General features: G+C 38.4%; 21 protein-coding genes and 1 riboswitch. Of the genes, 5 read left to right on the forward strand and 16 right to left on the reverse strand.

Features of this window, described 5'->3' with window-relative positions; translation table 11 throughout:
* The first annotated feature begins 43 nt into the window (after positions 1-43).
* On the forward strand, positions 44-664 hold the full coding sequence (locus AA0X71_RS11900; RefSeq protein ID WP_413362394.1) for a DUF3298 domain-containing protein: 621 nt from the start codon (positions 44-46) through the stop codon (positions 662-664).
* 80 nt (positions 665-744) lie between these two features.
* On the opposite strand, the gene AA0X71_RS11905 is transcribed toward AA0X71_RS11900, so the two are convergent.
* From AA0X71_RS11905 to AA0X71_RS11915, 3 genes are read right to left on the reverse strand one after another with little or no spacing between them, the layout of a single operon-like run.
* Positions 745-2085 carry a UDP-glucose dehydrogenase family protein gene (locus AA0X71_RS11905; RefSeq protein ID WP_413362396.1) on the reverse strand — a complete coding sequence of 447 codons (1341 nt, stop codon included), beginning with the start codon at positions 2083-2085 and terminating at the stop codon, positions 745-747.
* A 16-nt stretch (positions 2086-2101) separates the two neighbouring features.
* Positions 2102-3253, reverse strand: coding sequence for a glycosyltransferase family 4 protein (locus AA0X71_RS11910; protein ID WP_413362398.1), 1152 nt, complete (start codon positions 3251-3253; stop codon positions 2102-2104).
* A gap of 15 nt (positions 3254-3268) precedes the next feature.
* On the reverse strand, positions 3269-3796 hold the full coding sequence (locus AA0X71_RS11915) for a phosphatase PAP2 family protein (RefSeq protein WP_413355538.1): 528 nt from the start codon (positions 3794-3796) through the stop codon (positions 3269-3271).
* A 182-nt stretch (positions 3797-3978) separates the two neighbouring features.
* Between AA0X71_RS11915 and AA0X71_RS11920 the strand changes: the two genes are divergently transcribed.
* Positions 3979-4128, forward strand: coding sequence for a hypothetical protein (locus AA0X71_RS11920; protein WP_413355539.1), 150 nt, complete (start codon positions 3979-3981; stop codon positions 4126-4128).
* A gap of 71 nt (positions 4129-4199) precedes the next feature.
* Here AA0X71_RS11920 and AA0X71_RS11925 read toward each other — a convergent pair whose 3' ends face one another.
* The 11 genes from AA0X71_RS11925 to AA0X71_RS11975 form a co-directional block, all read right to left on the reverse strand.
* The gene (locus AA0X71_RS11925) at positions 4200-5258 is read right to left on the reverse strand and encodes a GGDEF domain-containing protein (RefSeq protein ID WP_413355540.1); all 1059 of its coding nucleotides are present in this window, start codon (positions 5256-5258) and stop codon (positions 4200-4202) included.
* Positions 5259-5286: 28 nt separating this feature from the next.
* Positions 5287-5371, reverse strand: a riboswitch (cyclic di-GMP riboswitch).
* A 68-nt stretch (positions 5372-5439) separates the two neighbouring features.
* Positions 5440-5883, reverse strand: coding sequence for an NAD(P)-dependent oxidoreductase (locus AA0X71_RS11930; protein ID WP_413355541.1), 444 nt, complete (start codon positions 5881-5883; stop codon positions 5440-5442).
* A complete protein-coding gene (locus AA0X71_RS11935; RefSeq protein WP_413355542.1) occupies positions 5859-6602 on the reverse strand; it encodes a sirohydrochlorin chelatase in 744 nt (247 codons plus the stop codon). The genes AA0X71_RS11930 and AA0X71_RS11935 overlap by 25 nt, the downstream gene beginning before the upstream one ends.
* Before the next feature lie 16 nt (positions 6603-6618).
* Positions 6619-7398, reverse strand: a complete 780-nt coding sequence (gene cobA / locus AA0X71_RS11940) for a uroporphyrinogen-III C-methyltransferase (RefSeq protein ID WP_413355543.1) — start codon at positions 7396-7398, stop codon at positions 6619-6621.
* An 18-nt stretch (positions 7399-7416) separates the two neighbouring features.
* Positions 7417-8019 (reverse strand): adenylyl-sulfate kinase, encoded by a 603-nt coding sequence (gene cysC, locus AA0X71_RS11945; protein ID WP_413355544.1) that lies wholly within the window; start codon positions 8017-8019, stop codon positions 7417-7419.
* Positions 8016-9176, reverse strand: a complete 1161-nt coding sequence (gene sat, locus AA0X71_RS11950) for a sulfate adenylyltransferase (RefSeq protein WP_413355545.1) — start codon at positions 9174-9176, stop codon at positions 8016-8018. The genes cysC and sat overlap by 4 nt, the downstream gene beginning before the upstream one ends.
* Before the next feature lie 24 nt (positions 9177-9200).
* The gene (locus AA0X71_RS11955; protein ID WP_413355546.1) at positions 9201-10280 is read right to left on the reverse strand and encodes an inorganic phosphate transporter; all 1080 of its coding nucleotides are present in this window, start codon (positions 10278-10280) and stop codon (positions 9201-9203) included.
* A gap of 14 nt (positions 10281-10294) precedes the next feature.
* Entirely contained in the window at positions 10295-11011 is a 717-nt protein-coding gene (locus AA0X71_RS11960; RefSeq protein WP_413355547.1) for a phosphoadenylyl-sulfate reductase, read from the reverse strand.
* An 86-nt stretch (positions 11012-11097) separates the two neighbouring features.
* The gene (locus tag AA0X71_RS11965; protein WP_413362569.1) at positions 11098-11244 is read right to left on the reverse strand and encodes a YezD family protein; all 147 of its coding nucleotides are present in this window, start codon (positions 11242-11244) and stop codon (positions 11098-11100) included.
* Positions 11245-11357: 113 nt separating this feature from the next.
* Positions 11358-13082, reverse strand: a complete 1725-nt coding sequence (gene cysI, locus AA0X71_RS11970; RefSeq protein ID WP_413355548.1) for an assimilatory sulfite reductase (NADPH) hemoprotein subunit — start codon at positions 13080-13082, stop codon at positions 11358-11360.
* Between the two features lie 20 nt (positions 13083-13102).
* Complete coding sequence (locus AA0X71_RS11975) at positions 13103-14905, reverse strand: assimilatory sulfite reductase (NADPH) flavoprotein subunit (RefSeq protein ID WP_413355549.1); 1803 nt, start codon at positions 14903-14905, stop codon at positions 13103-13105.
* Between the two features lie 214 nt (positions 14906-15119).
* Between AA0X71_RS11975 and AA0X71_RS11980 the strand changes: the two genes are divergently transcribed.
* Together AA0X71_RS11980 and AA0X71_RS11985 are read left to right on the forward strand one after the other, a co-directional pair.
* Positions 15120-16004, forward strand: coding sequence for a LysR family transcriptional regulator (locus tag AA0X71_RS11980; RefSeq protein WP_413355550.1), 885 nt, complete (start codon positions 15120-15122; stop codon positions 16002-16004).
* Positions 16005-16073: 69 nt separating this feature from the next.
* Positions 16074-16376, forward strand: coding sequence for a DUF5634 family protein (locus AA0X71_RS11985; protein WP_413355551.1), 303 nt, complete (start codon positions 16074-16076; stop codon positions 16374-16376).
* A gap of 33 nt (positions 16377-16409) precedes the next feature.
* Here AA0X71_RS11985 and AA0X71_RS11990 read toward each other — a convergent pair whose 3' ends face one another.
* The gene (locus tag AA0X71_RS11990) at positions 16410-16895 is read right to left on the reverse strand and encodes an MFS transporter (RefSeq protein WP_413355552.1); all 486 of its coding nucleotides are present in this window, start codon (positions 16893-16895) and stop codon (positions 16410-16412) included.
* 46 nt (positions 16896-16941) lie between these two features.
* Positions 16942-18381: a glycoside hydrolase family 1 protein gene (locus AA0X71_RS11995; protein ID WP_413355553.1), complete on the reverse strand. Its 1440-nt coding sequence runs from the start codon at positions 18379-18381 to the stop codon at positions 16942-16944.
* A gap of 193 nt (positions 18382-18574) precedes the next feature.
* On the opposite strand from AA0X71_RS11995, the gene AA0X71_RS12000 reads away from it, so the two are divergent.
* Positions 18575-19513 (forward strand): ROK family protein, encoded by a 939-nt coding sequence (locus tag AA0X71_RS12000; RefSeq protein ID WP_413355554.1) that lies wholly within the window; start codon positions 18575-18577, stop codon positions 19511-19513.
* Positions 19514-19630: the final 117 nt, after the last annotated feature.

Here is a 19630-nt window from a genome sequence, read left to right on the forward strand (position 1 = left end):
ATAACCGTGTATCCCAATATACTGTGAAAAAGGGTGAGGATATATGAGTAATGATTTTCCCGTCAAAGTTGATACATTGCATATCGGAGAAGCGCCTCGAAAGAGCATTTATTATCCGCGAATCAGAGGAATAAGAAACCATTTTTTTGAGAAACGAATGAACGATTCGATCGTGAAAGTGGTTCAAACTTTAATCGATACCCAAGTCGGAAATATGCCTTCAACAGTAGCTGAGATGCTCGGAACTTATGAAATCAAAAATAATCAACGAGAAGTCTTAAGTTTGTTACTTTCCAATTACACATATCATGATCGGGCAGCTCATGGCATGACCTATTTAAAATCGTTAACATTTGACCTGCAAAAGCAAAAGCTTTCTACATTGGCAGATCTTTTTAAGCCGAGTAGTCCTTATATAGAGAGGATTTCAACTTTAATCAAAGAACAAATTGAGAAAAGAGAGATCTCCTTATTAAATGAGTTTTCGCAGATTAAACCCGACCAGGATTTTTATATTGCTGATAAAACATTAGTTATTTATTTTCAGCTCTATGATATAACACCATATGTTTTCGGTTTCCCAATGTTTCCTCTATCAATCTATGAATTGAACGATATTATTGATGAAAATGGTCCGCTAGGGAGACTTTCTACCAACTCTTAATAGAAAATAAAACGAGGACACCGTGTCGACGTCCTCGTTCTATTGTAAATTCCTAGTCATTCTAATATTTCGCTCAAATATCAAAGCGATGAAAATATTTCTTTTAAATTACACACAGCTCTTCTCCCAATTGAGTGGTATTCAATGGCATGCCTAGACGCTTCCTCAAGCGAGTAACAATTTCTACCGTCAAAAATTACAGGGCTTTTCATGAATTTTTCATAAATAGATAAAGAAAGCTCCTTGATGACATCCCAATCTGTCACAATAAATGCGAGATCTGCTTGATAGAGAGCTTGTCGTATATCTGATGTAACTGAGCTCTCTTTCGGGAGAACTGCTCTTGCTTTTTCATAAGCAATCGGATCGAAGGCTGTCACCTCTGCCCCTTCTTTGACAAGTCTATCAGCAAGGGTCAGTGCTGGTGATTCCCTCATATCATCTGTATTTGGTTTAAATGATAGACCGAGGAGTGCCACTTTTAACCCAGAAAGTCGTCCGAAACGGTCCATTGCTTTTTCAAAAAGGAGAGCTTGTTGGCGGTTATTTACATGAATGACAGATTTAAGCAATTCAAATTCATGACTTAAATGGCCGGCAATTTGCATAAGGGCATTCGTATCTTTTGGAAAACATGAGCCGCCATAGCCAATTCCTGCTTTTAAAAATTGATGGCCAATTCGTGAGTCACTTCCCATTCCTCTGGCAACATCATCAATATTAGCATGGAGTTTTTCACAAATATTTGCAATTTCATTAATGAAGCTAATTTTCGTTGCTAAAAATGCATTGGACGCATATTTGATCATTTCTGCACTTCTTAAATCTGTTCGGATGATGTTGATGTTGAAAGGCTCATAAATATCCATTAACAGATTTGCCCCGTAATCATCATCTGCACCGATGACAATTCGTTCAGCATGAAATGTATCATGGAGGGCTTGCCCTTCGCGAAGAAATTCTGGATTTGAGACGACATGAATGTTCACTTCATGTAAGGCATGTTCTTCAATGTAGTTCTTGACCATTTCACTTGTGCCAACGGGGACTGTGCTTTTCGTGACGACGACTACTTCACCAGTTGCTGCATAACTGATTGCTTTTGCTGCTTCCAATAGATAGGTTAAATCAACTGAACCGTCTTTCTTGGATGGAGTTCCAACTGCAAGATAGATGACCTCAGCTTCGATAATGGCCTCATGATGATTGAAAGTAAAGGAAAGATTTCTTCGGTCCAAGTTTTGTTGTAAAAGTTCTTCTAATCCAGGTTCATAAATTGGGGATTGCCCCGCCTGTAATACATTAATTTTTAGCTTATCGACATCCATACAAGTTACTTTATGTCCGATTTCTGCCAAAGCAACAGCTGTAACTAAACCGACATAACCAGCACCAACAATCGTAATTTCTCTCTTCTCCAAACATACCCCTCCCGTATTACATATTTGCAATCAAACGATTCGTTTCCGTTTCGGTAATCACATCTTCATACTGAAGCAGGAGGTCAGAAAAAATCCGTTCCCATGATTGGCCTAACGCATAGTTTCGTGCCTCTAAACTCATCATTTTAAGAATCGACTTCTTGCTTACTAATTCAGTAATGCTCTCAATAAATTCATCTACATTTCCTGGATGACATAGAATCCCTGTACGGTAATGTTCAATGATTTCTTGAACACCACCTGCTTTTGCTCCAACGACTGGAGTTCCACATGCGAATGATTCCAATACCACATTTCCAAACGTTTCCGTGCTTGAAGGAAAAACAAACAGATCAGAGGCTGCATAGAGCTCTGCTAAGCTTTTCCCTTTGATATATCCGGTAAAAGTCATATTTTCGGGCTTTTGCTGTTGTAACTCTTCATAGAGAGGACCATTTCCAGCAATCAACCAGTGAACTTGTTTTTTTATGTGCTCAGGTAATTGGTGGGCGATATCCATTAGAACATCTAGATCTTTTTCAGGAGCAAGGCGACCGACATAGCTTAAAATATATGACTCTGTTATTTCATATTGATTTCTTACACGAGTGGAGGAATAATGGGGATGAAATAGCGAACAATCGACTCCTCTACTCCAAATATCCACATTTGCAAACCCTCTGTTTATGAGTTCAGTTTTTGTTTCATAAGAGGGAACGAATGTCTTTTTGAAGGAACGATGGAACCATCGTAGGTATTTCCATATGAAATTAGATAAAAATTGTAAATCATAGTATTGTAGATAGCGGTCAAAATGGGTATGGTATGAACCGACTAGAGGGATACCGAGTTTTTTCGCATAATAGATTCCTGCTAGCCCAATATTAAAAGGTGTTGCAACATGAATGATATCTGGTTTAAACTGCTCAAGCTCTTTTTTAATATGCAGGACATTCGGAAAGGCTAGGCGGCACTCCGGATAGAGGAAAAACGGATAGCTGGCGAATCTGAAAATTTGATTAGAAAATAAATCTGTTTCTTCCGTTTCGGGAACGAATAATCGGTATTCGACCCCTTCTTTATCTAAATAATCCACGAAGCGCTGAAAGGTTAATGCAACCCCGTTCACTTGAGGTGTGAATGTATCAGTAAAAATGGCAATTTTCATTCAGGTCTTCCCTCCTTAAATGATCGTCACGAAAAGAATCGCAAAAACAGTTCCAATAAGGGCTCCTACTAGTACATCGGATGGATAATGTAATCCTAATACAATCCGAGAAGCTCCTACAGCGAAACCAATTGGATATAGGAATAGACTAGCGATCGGTAGATGAATGATAAATGGAGTAATAATCGAAAAAATGGCTGTCGTATGTCCTGACGGAAAAGAATGATCTTTTAACGGATTGATATCGACGAATGCATCTTTTATAGATATATAGGGACGTTCCCTTGGATAGATTTTCTTAATGATCATGACTAATAGATGACTAAATAAAAGAGCAAGACTGCTTTGGACTCCCCACATTTTTACAGGAGCTTCTACGAAAAGGATGACAAATAGACAGAAAGCGATTGTAAATGTGGCTCCTCCAAAATAAGTGATTCGGGAAAAAAAGATATTGAGTGCTTTACGTTCAAAAAGGCAATTTAAAGAATGAAACAATCCACAATCATATCGATAGAGATTTTGCGCAAACTTCGTAATCATCGATAATCCCCCTTCTTACTTCGTTAGCACCTATTTTAATCTGATCTTATATGGGGAATATTAATTGCATGTAAAACTTCTATAAAATTTTCGCACATGCTCATTGTCATTCAACGTTTAATAAGTTTGCTTTATGGGTATAAAGTCTTTGTACGAAATAACGACTAGGAGCATATTATCATATGATCGCAGATACGGAACTTAACATATTTATGAATGAACTTAAGCAGTTATTAAATGAGTATCAAGAATGTCAAGACATGACGATAAAAAATACGATTAAAGATGATATTCTTTTTATTGCAACAGCAATATTGGAATATCATGTATGATTTATATTGTTAATATATAAAGAATAACCAATAAAAAGACCAGATCACTGATCTGGTCTTTATTATTGATTTCAACAAACTCTTACTCGATTTTTCCCTTCTGATTTCGCTTCATAAAGGGCGATATCCGCTCTTTTAATTAAAGTCTCCTTTGTATCTCCTGGAATATAATGACTTACCCCAAAACTCGCGGTTAATATTGGAATATCATGAAATTGATGCTGCTCAATACAATACCTTAAATGTTCCGCTAATTTACTAGCATTTAGCAGGGAAGCTGGTGATAACACCATGAATTCTTCTCCACCCCAACGACCAAAAATCTCATCATTTCTTAACGTTTTAGAGATCACTTGGCTAAATTCTCGCAAAACATGATCACCAATGTCATGTCCAAATTGATCATTTATTTTCTTGAAACTATCAAGATCGATTAAAATAATCGATAATTCCTGCTTTGAGGTATTGGCTTTTTCCCAGTAGAGATCTAAGTTTAAGTCCAGCTTCCTTCTGTTTTGGACTTCTGTCAATGGATCAATATAGGCAGTTGATTTAATCGTTTTTAACTCAGAAAATACACCAAAGGCGATCTGAGCACAGTAGAAAGCAAAAATATAGACTGTATTAGCGACATGATATTGAATGATGGAGTCAATAGAATTCGCTTCATAATATGGGACAAATTGAATTCCGATACTTGCGGTTAACGCTAGTACAAAGCAAGCAAACAATACTCCTTTTTTCCTACCTAATGTTAAATATATATAAATAACATATAAGGGCATCCACATCGTAAAATCCCCGAGTGTATAATTCCCTTCTACAAGATTGATTTGTACGGATTGATAATATTGATTTAATTGATAAAGGCTAACTAAAAACAAATTGGAGATCTCGATAAAACGAAAGTACCATCTCTTGTAAATCATGATCCAACTAAAAGAAAAATAGAACAGCAATGTAATACCTAAATAATAGCTGGTAGCTTCATAATAATCTAATAAATTGTTGAGAAAGATTGTGAGCACAAGTAAGGGTGCCGCAAATAAATATATTTTACGTTTTAATTCATCTAAGTTTTCAATATGGTTAGGCACATGTTGTCCCACTTTCTCATGAAAAAAGGCCAATCGAATCTAATTAACCTCCCACTTCTTAATCGGTAACTGGTAGGAATGGTATATGTACGTTAGCCCCTATAGTTTTGCGTCTTCATCTTTCAACAAATTTACCTTTTTCCACATTATTAAATTAAGAGTCTTTAGTAGGTAATTAGTCCTATCCATATTATAGTATTTTTATCCTGTTTTTTCAATTTATACATGTATTGTTTCTTTCATAATTCTTCAAACATCTTAGTGCTTCTTCTCGAGCAACTTCATCCCTTAAATATCGTTCATCTAAAAGTATCTCCAATTTTTCCATTTTTTCTTCCTCAGACAGAGGAAGTTTATCGACAACATTAACGAGCTGGTTTGGAGGAAGAGATTTCATTAATTCCTGATTTGTTTTTCGGTCATTCGTCGCTAAAATAACAATAAAAGCCCCTTCAAAATCACTTTGAAGAGCCTTTCTTTTCACCCAGTTGAAACCACTATGAACAATAAGATCTTCAATTTCCTGACAAATTTCTGGAGCGATAAATGTAATTTCAGCCTTTTCATCTATCAAAGTATAGGCTTTACGGGCTGCAATTCGACCGCCGCCAGCAATGACCACCTTTTGCCCTCTTAAATCAAGCATAAACGCTTGCATTTTTTCACCTCTAGCACCGATCGTACAACGACATTTCGCATCGCATCATGACGGCTCAATGGTTCCACTTGAATGATTTTCGTGCCAAACTTTTTACACCTTTGGTTAATCTCTGATAAAAGAAGACCTGAGAATAGAAGATATGGAATAACAATTACTCGATTCTTCCTTTTTTCAAGGATATTCTCTAATCCTTCTTGAAAAGTTGGCTTAGCTGCTGCTAAATAACAAGTCGATATTGCGGAAAATTTTAGCCGTGTTTGAATTCCTTTTTCAATTTTAGAAAAAGCATTATGTACATCTGGCTCACTACTTCCTCTACCGACAATTAATAAAGCATCCTCTTTTGTTAAATCAGGTACTGCCTGCAAAACTAAATCGGCCATCGCATCGATTATTTCTTCTTGAACCCCAAATGCATCCTTGAGGAAAACATTTATGTGAGGATATTGCTCCTGAAGCGAACGGATTACTTCAGGGATATCCTTTTTCATATGTCCAGCTGTCAGAAGAAGAATTGGAACAACGGTAATCTCAGTTGCACCTCTTTCAACACATCGGAGAAATCCTTCATCTATCGTTGGAGAAGTAAGCTCAAGAAAGCTCAATTCTTGTATGTCAACCTGTATTTTTTCCATGATTGACTCGATAAAATGTATGGCTTCTATAGCCCCTTTTTTTGAACGAGTACCGTGTCCTACAAAAAGAACGGCCTTCATAATCGTCACTCCCTCTTCATGAACCTTCTGCAGCTGTCAAATAAGTTCTCATTTCTTCATTAAACCAATTCAATTGAGAACTAAGTCTTACCACTTCTCCAATGACGATCATACTCGGATTAGAGATATTTTCCTTCATGACCATTTCACAAATGGTTTCAAGTGTACCAGCTACTGTTTTTTGTTCTAGCAATGTACCCCATTGAATAAGAGCAATTGGAGTATCCTGATCCTTACCGTACTTCAGTAAATTGTTGATGATGGTTGGAAGCTGAGAAACCCCCATATAGACACAGAGTGTATCGACTCCGTTTGCCAAATGATACCATTGCTGTTCTGCTGCTACATCTCCTGCTTGATGCCCTGTAATGATGGCAAAACTTTTACTTATATGACGATGGGTAATAGGGATGCCCGCATAAGCGGCAGCCCCAATCCCTGCTGTTATTCCCGGAACTACTTCAAAGGGGATATGATTACTCACACAGATTTGCGCTTCTTCACCACCACGTCCAAATACAAACGGGTCTCCCCCCTTCAAACGAACGACTTGAAGACCTTTTTTTGCATATTTAACAAGAAAATGGTTAATCGTTTCTTGTTTCATTGTATGTGCTTGAGGATGTTTTCCACAATAAACAAGCAGTGCGTCATCCTTTGCATACTGTAAAAGTTCCTTATTAATTAAGCGATCATAAAGAATCACATCTGCTTCCTTAATATAACGAAGACCTTTGACAGTAATTAATTCAGGGTCGCCAGGACCAGCTCCAACTAAATATACTTTGCCAACCATTGACCCCTCACCCTTCCTTTAAAGGAGATTTTTCTTCTGCAAAAAGCCTACTATTTTTTCAACAGACTCTTGAATCGTTAATTCATTTGTGTGAATCACTAAATCTGGATATTTCGGTGCTTCATATGGAGAGTTAATACCTGTAAAATCTTTAATTTCCCCTCTCCTTGCTTTTGCATAAAGCTGTTTCGGATCGCGTTTCTCGCATTCTTCAAGAGGGCAATCAATATAAATTTCAAAAAATTCATCGTCCTCAAACAGGGCACGAACTTGATCCCTGTCAGATTGAAATGGAGAGATAAACGCTGTCGTGACAATTTTGCCACTATCGACGAATAATTTCGCGACTTCCCCGATTCGTCTAATATTTTCTGTACGATCTTTTTCACTAAAGCCTAAATCCTTATTCAGTCCATGGCGAATATTATCACCATCAAGAACATATTCATTAATCCCATGGCGGAACAATTCACTGGAAACAGCATTAGCAATCGTTGACTTACCGGAACCGGATAGTCCAGTGAACCATAAGACGCAGCTTCCATGACCATTTTGGTTTCGACGCTCTAGTTTCGAAATGGTTGATTTATGCCATGTAAGATTCGTAGATTTCAACTTCATCTCCCTCCTGTCACGGATGTGGCTTCCTTTAGTCCTTCGATTAGAACTTCGATCACTTCTTTTCTACTAAAAGTAGATGGTGGTAAGATCCCGTCCCTCAGCATTTCTCTTACCTTTGTTCCAGAAAGAATGACACGATCCTCTACTCCATGTGGACAAGTCTTGTCTGAAGCCATTCCTTCACATTTTTTGCAATAGAAGCTATGTTCAAAGAATAATGGTTTAATTCCTAATTCTTCTTCAGTAAATTCATTAAAGATATGTTGGGCATCGTATGTTCCATAATAATTCCCGACACCTGCATGGTCTCTTCCAACGATAAAATGAGTGCAGCCAAAGTTTTTGCGAGCAATTGCATGGAAAATCGCTTCTCTTGGTCCTGCATATCTCATCGCAGCTGGATAGACTCCGAGATGAACTCGTTCTGTAGGATAATAGTTTTCAAGTAAGGCTCGATAGCTTTTTAAGCGAATATCAGCTGGGATGTCGTCCGCTTTCGTCTCGCCTACAAGAGGATTTACAAATAAACCATCGACTGTTTCTAGTGCTACTTTTTGAATATATTCATGAGCACGGTGGATGGGATTTCTTGTTTGAAAACCAACGACTGTTTTCCAGCCCTTCTGTTCAAATAGGGCACGAGTTTCTTTTGGTTCGTACCAAACATTAGCGAAAGTGCCCTTATCAGGTTTTTTAACGAGAATAATATCTCCTGCAACATAGATATTACCTCTTTGAAAAAGATGCTTCACTCCCGGATGTGCGCTTTCGTCTGTTTTATAAACTTCGAGGGCTTCTTTTTGTAAATTTGGCTCATACCATTCTGAGACAGTGATGATTCCATATGTTTCTCCGTTGAATTTTAGCTTATATGTTTCACCTTCTGTTAACCCTTTTGCTACAGCCGGTGAAACAGGCAATGTAATCGGGATCGACCACACCTTCCCATCGGCTAAACGCATATTTTCCACGACAGATTCATAGTCTTTCTTTCCAAGAAAGCCTGTAAGTGGACTAAAAAGGCCAACTCCGATCAATTCAAGATCACTCAATGCAATGGCATCAATATTGATTTCTTTTACTATAGATTTTATATCGAAGTCCGGTTGATATAATTGGATTAATGTTCCACCGTGTGGACTTGGTAAAAAAGACAAATTCCTCAATCCTTTCAATATAAATTAACTTTTTTCTGTTAAAGATGTTTCCTTTCTCGTTTGTGCTGGTATAGGAACATTTCTTCTTTTTATTACTAAAACTGTTCCGATAATGACAAAAAGCACGGTAGAAAGGATGAGTATTGGATAGAAATTTTTCTCAATGATCAATTGGATCAGACTATAGGAAAGCACCATCGATATGATCGGGGATACAACCCAAACGGTTAATAATTGGACGACTATTTTCTTTTTTAATACAGCAAATCCGTCCTTTACAAAACCGATGCCGATAATAGAACTGGTCGTGATTTGCGTTAAAGGAACTGGTATACCAAAAAGGGAAGCGGTTATGACAATACTTGCCCCTGTTCCAGAAATAATGCACCCATCTTCTAGTCGTATGCTCGTTATCTTCTTTCCGTTCGTCTCCAGAACCCTTTTGCCTAAAACAAGAGCTCCTATTGCAACGAACAAGCCTCCCCACAAGATCCCTGATTGGGTGGAAAGAATTTCTGCTCCAACTAATGGACCGACTGCGTTTGCCACATTATTCATCCCAGCGGAAAAGGCTTCAAACATTCCCATCACGATGACAATGATCGGTAAAGTGCGACTGATTGAGGGATTTTTTAGCCACGCTTTTATTCTCTTGATTTTGAGAATCATTGAAGCGATAACAGCCATGACAAAGGCAACAATAGGTGTAAGCACCCAAAATAGTAAGATCCATGCTAACTTATCCATAAATAGAGATTGATAGACAATTCCAACACCGACAATGGCGCCTACAACGACCTCACTTGTCGATAGTGGAATTCCTAATATATTTGCCAAAAATAATGATAAAGCGGCAGAAAGTAGGACAAGGATGGTAACAGAAACCGTGAACGTATTTCCTGGAACAATACCACTCCCTAATGTTTTCACAACTTCTCCGCCGCCTAAATAGGCACCAAGGAATACAGCAATGGCACAAAGAAATAATGCCATCCTCTTTTTAACAACGCCTGTTCCATAAGCAATTCCCATCGATGCAGCGGCACCTGAGGCACCTATGTTAAGAGCAAAAAATAATGCAATGAGAATGGCCAAGATAACCATCGTGCCAACCTCCTCTAGCTTGTGTGAAGTCCACACTCCGTCTTGCTACTACCAGTCCAGCGGCCGGCTCTAGAATCACCATCCTTCGTGACTGGCTGTGTACATGGAAAACAACCGATACTCGGGTATAGATGATCATGCAATTCATTGTATGGAAGTTCATGTGCTTTAATATATGCCCAAATTTCGTCCCACGTCCAATGGATCAACGGACATATTTTCACATTTTTAAATTTATCATCCTTATTGAGAAATTCTGTCTGAGCTCTCGAAGGTGATTGTTCCCTTCTTAGACCTGAAATCCAGGCTTCTTTTTCACCTATCGCTTCTCGTAATGGTACGACCTTACGAATATGGCAGCACTGGTTTGGGTCCCGTTTCCATAATGCCGTTCCATATTTTTCAGCTTGCCTCTCTAGGGTAAATGCTGGTTTCTTTTTTTCAATTCGTAGTGTGGGAAACCGTTTTTCTATCTTTTCGATGACCTCGTACGTTTCTGGAAAATGCAAATCTGTATCTAAAAAAACGATATGAGCATCAGGCTTTACCTGATGAATGAGGTCAATTAAGACGATCCCTTCTGCTCCAAAGCTTGAAGCATAAGTAATTTTTTCCTCTGGATACATTCGGAATGCCCATTCAATAACGGAGAGCGCTCCCTTATATTCTTCATCCACTTCAAATAAATGGGAAATGGGCTGCCAGTTATCATAGGTGATCTTGGTTTTCATCAGTTAAACCTCCTTTATCATTCAAAAAGCAGGCTTCCCCTTAAAAAAGTAGGAGCCTGCCTCTAGTTTGTCTAGTCAGCAAGTGTCTAAGGAAGACGAATCTTTTCATTTTTTTCAATTTGTACGATCTTTCCATCCTGAACGACTAATGTAATCGACCCAAATTTCAAAGTCGCCAGCATTTCTTCTATATGTTTGACCGTGTTCTGCCATTCTGCTGGTTTCAGAGCGATTCGCCCTCCTCTCATACATAAATTGTATATTTCACCAATAAAGTTATGTTAATCCTACCATTTCGATGTGATTTGTCAACATTTAAAGACGAAATATTCTAACTAAAGATAGCTTACTGAAGAACATGAAAATTGGTTCCATCTGTCGTTTCTTTCACTATTCCTATTCGAACGACAAAATCACCAAAGTGTTCGCCTTCTTCTCTTTCCTTCGCATATCTTGAAAGAAGTACTTTTAGCTCTGAAAGAATCTCTTCTTCCCCGATATTTTCCCGATACAATTTGCTAAGGCGACTGCCATCAAATGCCGCTCCTAAGTACATATTGTATTTTCCTAATGACTTGCCGATAAAACCGATTTCTCCAAGTGCATGTCTCGCACACCCGTTTGGGCAACCCGTCATTCGAATCGTAATCTCTTCGTCACGAAGACCATTCTCATCAACAATCGTTTCGATTTTATCGATCAAAGTAGGTAAATATCGTTCTGCTTCAGCCATTGCCAATCCACATGTAGGCAGTGAAACACAGGCCATTGAATTTCGTCGTAAAGCACTGAAATGATGTCCATCAGTTAAACCATGCTTTTCCAACAACTCGTTTATTTGTTTCTTATTGCGACTCGATACGTTGGCAATAATTAAGTTTTGATTAGGAGTCAGTCGGAAATCACCTTTATGAATTTTGGCAATCTCTCGTATTCCTGTTTTGATTTTAATATTCTCAAAATCTTTCACTCTTCCACCTTCAACAAAGAGGGTGAAATTCCATTTTCCTTTTACCCCTTTGACCCAACCATAACGATCTCCATTATGGTCAAATTTAAATGGTTTCGCTTCTGTCAATTCCCATCCTAGTCGCTTATTTAGTTCTTCTTTTACTGTTGGAAGACCGAGACGATCGACCGTGTATTTAAATCGGGCATTTTTCCGATTGGAACGATTCCCATAATCTCTCTGGATCGTAATAATCTTTTCCGCTACATCGACCATTTGTTCTGGTGTGCAATACCCAATCACCTTGGCAACTTGCGGGTAAGTTTCCTTATCGCCGTGGGTCATTCCCATTCCTCCACCGACTACAACATTAAACCCGAGCAGTTTGTCATCCTCAACAATGGCAATATACCCTAAATCCTGTGAAAAAACATCGACATCATTAGAAGGAGGAATGGCTACACCAATTTTGAATTTTCTTGGTAAGTATACAGGACCATACATCGGTTCTACTTCTTCTACTTCAGGACTGGCGAACACTTTTTCCTCATCTAACCAAATTTCATGATAGGCCCTTGTTTTGGGAAGGAGATCATCACTAAGTCTCTTCGACCATTCATACACTTCAGCATGTAGCTCGGATTGAAAAGGATTAGCGTTGCTCATGACGTTCCGGTTCACGTCTCCACAGGCAGCGATTGTATCCAATAATACTTGATTAATTTCTTGCATGGTATCTTTCATATTCCATTTTAAAATTCCGTGCATTTGAAAGGTCTGCCTTGTCGTCAATTTCAACGTTTGATTGCCAAATTTTTCGGCAATCTCATCCATAATGAGCCACTGCTCTGTTGTCGCTACCCCACCAGGGAGTCGGACCCGAATCATAAATTGATAGGCTGGTTCTAGCTTTTGTTTTTGCCGTTCATTCCGTAGGTCTCGATCATCTTGCTGATAACTTCCATGAAATTTTATTAATTGATTCGAATTATCGGAAATTCTTGCATGCGTAGGGTCTGCCATTTCTTCTTTCAATGTTCCACGTAAAAAATCACTCTCTCTTTTTAACTTTTCATTGTTACTTGGAGGTCCATCAGGTGCTTTTATCGTTTTGTTCCCCATCTCGTCGTTCTCCTCTCTACTCAATATACGTCTCTTAAATATCGTTTTTGTTGTTGAAGCTTTGCTACATACTCTTCCGCCTCTTTACGATTTAAGTTCCCTTCCTTCTCAACAATTTCAATGAGAGTTTCGTGAACATCCTTCGCCATATTTTTTTCATCTCCACAGATATAAAGGACAGCTCCTTCTTGTAGCCAGGCGAAAAATTCTTTACTTTCCTCATTCATCCGATGCTGCACATAAACTTTTTCCTTCCCATCACGGGAAAAAGCAACATTCATCTTTGTTAAAACACCATTGTTTAACCATTGATTCCATTCCGTTTGATAAAGGAAATCAGTCATAAAATGCTGGTCACCGAAAAATAACCAAGACTTCCCTGCAGCACCTTGTTCTTCACGTTCTTGCATAAAGGATCTAAACGGAGCTACTCCTGTACCAGGACCGATCATGATGATTGGCGTATCTGGATCTTCTGGCAAACGGAAATGTTCATTCGTCTGGATAAAAATAGGTACCTTGTCCCCAATGTCTAATCTTTCTGCACATAATGTGGAACATACCCCTTTTCTTTCTCGTCCATTGGCGCTGTATCTTACTGCTCCAACCGTTAAATGAACCTCCTCTTGGTTAGTTTCATAACTACTAGCAATGGAGTATAAGCGAGGAGGAATTTTGCGGAGAATGGAGACAAATTCTTGTGCCTTTCCCCCCCATACGCCAAAATCATTGATCACATCGAGTAGGTCCCGACCATCGATATAACTTCTCAGTTTTTTTTCATTCCCTTTTTCTAACAAATCATTTAAGCGATCATGCTGGAGAAATTCTTGTATCTTTTGTAAAAGAGGTTTCGTCACAACTGTTATCTCGTAATAGTTCGTAATCGCTTCTTTGAACGATAAAATATCTCCTTGTTTATTTATGGTGACAGATTCATCTGGACTCCAATTCGATGCCTGAATCAGTGCCTTAACTAACTGTGGGTCATTATCAGGAAGTATGCCTACACTATCACCCGGTTTATAACTTAGTCCTGAACCTTCCAATGATAATTCTATATGGCGAGTCTCTTTATTCGATCCTCTTCCGTTTAGATTAAGATTTTCTAATACCTCAGCTTTAAAAGGATTGCTTCGTGAATAGGTAGAAGTTGTTGGAATAGATGATGTTACCACGTTTGTTATTGCTTGCTCGTTTAATAGATTCGAATCTTTTAAGCTTTTAATAACTCCTTCTAACCATTCATCAGCTGGCTCCTCGAAATCCAGATCGCAATCAAAGCGTGGATATATCCTCGTCCCTCCCAGTTCTTCTAATCGTTGGTCAAATTCTTTTCCAACCTGACAGAAGAACTCGTATGAACTATCACCCAACGCTAAGACGGAGTAGTTCAATTTATCAAGCTTCGGTGATCTTTTCCCATGTAGGAACTCATGAAAAATAATGGCATTGTCAGGCGGATCCCCTTCACCATGTGTACTAACGAGGAGTAGAAGGTTGTCGATCTTTTTCAATTGATTCGGTTTAAAATCATTCATGGCGATGACATTTACCTTAAAGCCATTACTTTCCAGTCGCTCTTTTGCTTTTTTTGATAATCCTTGTGCGTTCCCAGTTTGTGACCCGTAAAGGATCACCACTTCCTTCGGTGTCGGTGATGATTTTGGTTGTTCTGTCGCTGTTTCTCCTTGCACAGATATCGAACCGGAAAAATATCCACTTAACCAGATTTTTTGTGAATCTGTTAATGTCGCGAGTAGCTGATTAATGAGTTCTGCTTGTTCCTGATTAAATGGACTATTCCCTACATGTATTTGCAATACTATCCACCTCACAAAAAATTTGGTAATATATCATTATATTTACTTTTCCTATCAAATAAGTAGGTTTTATAGTTAAAAAAATTCATCATGTTCTGTCTTTTCAAAAAAAACCTTTTATTTAATTCAAAACTTTAACGAAGAAATAGCCGTATGTAAAATAATTTTAAATAATCGGAATCATCAACATTCCTAATCATAAGGTGGGAGATCGATGCAATTAGAAGAACTTAAAACATTTGTGACATTAGCCGAAGTGAAAAACTTTACAAAAACCGCAGATAAACTTCTCATGTCTCAACCGACGGTCAGCCTTCATATTAAAAACTTGGAAAAGGAATTCAATACCGATTTATTTCAACGCTCACCTAAATTTTTGAAAATAACACCAAGTGGCCAGTTACTGTTACTGCGTGCAAAGAAAATTATTGAAGTCTACGATATTGCGAAACAAGAAATTCTCGAATTTCATCATAAAATTGCCGGAAAATTAACGATTGGTGCAAGCTATTCAATTGGGGAGTATATCCTACCCTCTATCCTATGTGAACTCCAAAAGAAATATCCTACGCTTGAAATTGAAATGATGATTGGGAATCGAGAGGAAATTCTACAATATGTTCGTCAATTTCAAATAGATATAGGATTTATTGAAGGAGAGGCGATGGAAAAAGATCTACGAATTGTAGCTTTTATGGAGGAAGAATTCTTCATTGTTTCCTCACCAGCTCATCTGCTTACTGGAAAACAGGAGATTACCTTTCACGACTTAAAGAAGGAGACATGGTTATCAAGAGAAGTCGGTTCTGGAAATCGAGATTTTTTATTAGAAATCTTAAGTACAAATGGATTAAAAATAAATTCACTTCTCACCATGAATAGCATTCAAGCAATAAAGGAGTCTGTCATTAATGGTTTAGGGGTTTCCTTGCTTTCTAAACATGCGATAAAAAGGGAGTTGGAGCATCGTTACTTAGCGATTCTTCCCATCTACAATCAATCATTCACAAGAACCTTCTCTTATGTATACTCACCAATTATGGAAAATAATAAAAATGTGGAAGCGTTTATTGAAGTATTGGAGGAAAAATGGAGATAAAGCATCTGGATATTTTTCGTTTGTAGACGCATATTAAATACATCTGATTGTTTGAAAGGGGTGCGCATAGTGGAGTACTTAACTCGCTCTAGAGTCATGGAGGACTTACAGGAACCATTCCAGCAGTATCTTGAACGATTTGAACTCGATGAAATCGGGGTTTATGAGGAAGATGGACAGGATGATATTTACCATATGGGCTACACAGTCACCAAAAATGGAAAAACCTATCATATACATACATCGTTTCGCAAAAATGATAAGGATGGTCTATCCCCGCTAAATAATCTTTGGACTTTAGAACCAGACGATCCAAGCTTTGGAGATCGGACTGGTTATCGAGATGTGGAAAGTGTATTTCGTGAGATCTAACAAAACTCCGATACATGTCGGAGTTTTGTTTTTTTAAAGCCTCTGCCCTTTTAAGACATTCATAATAAAAGGGGTTTCTTCATTTGGGATTTTTGCTGCCTTCAATGCATCTCGAGCATACGCCCAAAGCTGTGGTACCGCAGCTGCTGTGGTACCAAGCAATACAAAGGCTGTGAGCATGAGGGCAAGATAGTCCCTTAAAAATGCAAATAAAGTATAACCAAGAATACCGGTAAGCGAAGTCAGTAGTAATAACGTCCTCCGGCTTGTTTTTGTGTCAGAGCGTTTGGCAATATAACTACTGATTACCACCCCACCTATCGCCATAACGGTCATAAAAATTCCAAAGCTTGCATTGCTCATTCCAACTTCATCAATGCCCAAAAGTGATGAAAACGGAACAAAAAAGGACATGGACAATCCAAATATCGTATTAATGAGAAAAAGAATCGGGAAGGATGGAATCCTCCATACAAACACTGCTTTTTCTATAGCAGTTGACATCCTGATGTTTTTCATACATGGCATCTATCCTAACGATTAAAATGTGAAGCTAAAAACGATCTTATAGAACCTCACCATTTGAAGCAATCACTTTCTTATACCAATAGAAGCTTTTCTTTTTCACGCGACGCAGGTCATGTTCTCCTTCTTCATGTTGATTAACATAAACAAAACCATATCTTTTTTGGAATCCGTTTAACCAGCTTAGTAAGTCGGTAAAGGACCATACGCAATAACCAAGTAAGTCTACACCATCGGAAACCGCTTCTTGCATTGCTTGGACGTGGGCGCGGATAAAGTCAATACGGTAATCATCGTTGACGACATCCCCTTCTTCAAGCTTATCAAATGCACCTAGTCCATTTTCACTAATTAGTATCGGTAGTTCATAACGATCGGTAATACGACGGAGGGCAATTCTCAGTCCGTGGGGATCAATATTCCAATCCCAGTCGGTTCTTTCCAGGTTTGGATTTTCTACTGTTTTAAAAACTCCTGGAATCCCCGTGTCCTTTGAGGTTCCCTTCTTCCCAGTCGTGTTCATGTCAGCCGCTCCTACTCCACCTTCTAATGGATTTTCTTCGTAGGTCGTCGTTTGATAATAATTTAATCCCATGAAATCCGGAGTACCTTTACGTAATAATTCGAAATCCCCTTCTTCAATTGTAGGAGTAAGGCCGTTCTTCTCTAAATAATTCCACGCTGCCTTCGGATATCTCCCCCATGCGTAAATATCCATCCACCAATGGTTATTTAATTCTTCAGCGTTCTCAGCCGCTATAATATCTTTCGGGTTAGATGTTAGCGAATAAGCAGGAGAATAGGCAAAGCTAGGGCCGATTTTTCCATCTGGAACATATTTACGAAATTCTTTAATGACACTTGCATTAGCAAGATTGGCATGGTGATTGACCTGATAAAATAACTTATCATCCATTACACCTGGTGGATGAGTAGCCATACGATAGCCAAACATGGTAAAAATATTTTGCTCGTTTAGGCTGACCCAATATTTTACCCGATCTCCAAAACGCTTGTATAATTCAACACTGTAACGGGTAAAATCCTCGATGATCTGTCTAGACTCCCAGCCACCGTACTCATCTTGGAGAGCTTGTGGTAAATCCCAATGGTATAATGTTAAAATCGGTTCAATATTATTTGCCTTCAATTCGTTAATTAACTGATCATAAAATTGTAAACCTTGTTCGTTGAGTTCACCTTTTCCATTCGGAAAGATTCGCGTCCAAGCAACAGAAAAACGATAGGTCTTCATTCCCATTTCAGCCATTAACAGAACATCTTCTTTATAGCGATGGTAATGGTCTACCGCCACATCACCTGTCGTCCCTTTGAATGTTTTACCGGGAATACGGACAAACTTGTCCCAGTTTGAAACGCCTTTTCCGTCTTCATTCCAAGCACCTTCAACTTGGTAGGCAGCCGAAGCTGCGCCCCAAAGAAAATTCTTTGGAAATGGACTTAGTTCTTTATGTATCATGTGGGTCACTCCTCTGTTGGTAAAAAAATGTTATGCGCTTACACTCTATTATAAACGTTAAAAAATAAATGTCTATACTTTTGATTTTATGAGTATAGACATAATAAAATAATATTGATAAGCTTCTTTTATCATAATTTACTTGAATTATGGAGTAAATTCTAAAAATTAATGAAGGATTGGAGTTCAAAAATTGAATAATTATTTAGTGTTTGATGTCGGAGGTAGCTCCGTTAAGTATGCCGTTATGAACGAACAAGGTGACATTCTAACGAAGGGAGATTACATATCCTCTGCGAATAATTTCGATAAATTTACGAAGGAAATAATAAAAGTTACAAATATACATAAAGAAACATACGAATTAAAAGGGATTGCCCTTAGCTGTCCAGGGGGCGTCAATAGTGAAAGTGGTGTCATTGGTGGTGCGAGTGCTTTGCCTTGTATTCATGGACCAAACTTTAAGGAGGTTTTCGGTAATGCTACTGGTCTTCCGATTGAAATTGAAAACGATGCTAATTGCGCAGCGTTAGGAGAGGTATGGAAAGGTGCAGCACGTCAAAATCAAGACGTCTTATTTATCGTGATTGGTTCTGGAATCGGAGGAGCTGTCGTGAAAAATCGTCAAATCCATCACGGAGCTAATCTCCACGGTGGAGAAGTTGGCTATATGGTGATGAAACTTGAAAATGGCCAAGCTTATACATGGAGCGACCTCGCCTCTACTCGTGGGCTAATCGAAAATGTAGCCAAAAGGAAATCTGTCCTGGTTGAAGGGTATAATGGAAAAAGAGTATTTACTGAAGCGGAAAATGGAGATCAAGATTGTCTTGAGGCAATCAATGAATTTTATCACTATCTAGCACATGGGATTTATAATCTCCAATACGTGTATGATCCAGAGAAAATTATTATCGGAGGAGCAATAAGCAGTAGAACAGATCTTATTAAGGAAATTCAAACGAAGTTAGACGAAATTCTTGATTCTGTAAAAATTGCCAAAATCCGTCCAGTGATTGAAATTTGTCATTTTAAAAATGACGCCAACCTTATCGGAGCATTATATCATTTTCTGCAACGACAAAGTACTAAAGTACAAAAGCGCAAGCGCCTTGTTCATCGCCGTACATAACTGGAAGGGCCTCGACTGAGATATAGGAAATCCGATGAGCGTTAGCGAATCGAGATTGACTTATCGTAGGGAGGGGACCTGAAGTTTGATAGGCGATAGGCGATAGGCGCTGGAGCT

It is taken from the genome of Robertmurraya phoenicis, assembly GCF_047302285.1.
Lineage (GTDB): Bacteria > Bacillota > Bacilli > Bacillales > Cytobacillaceae > Robertmurraya.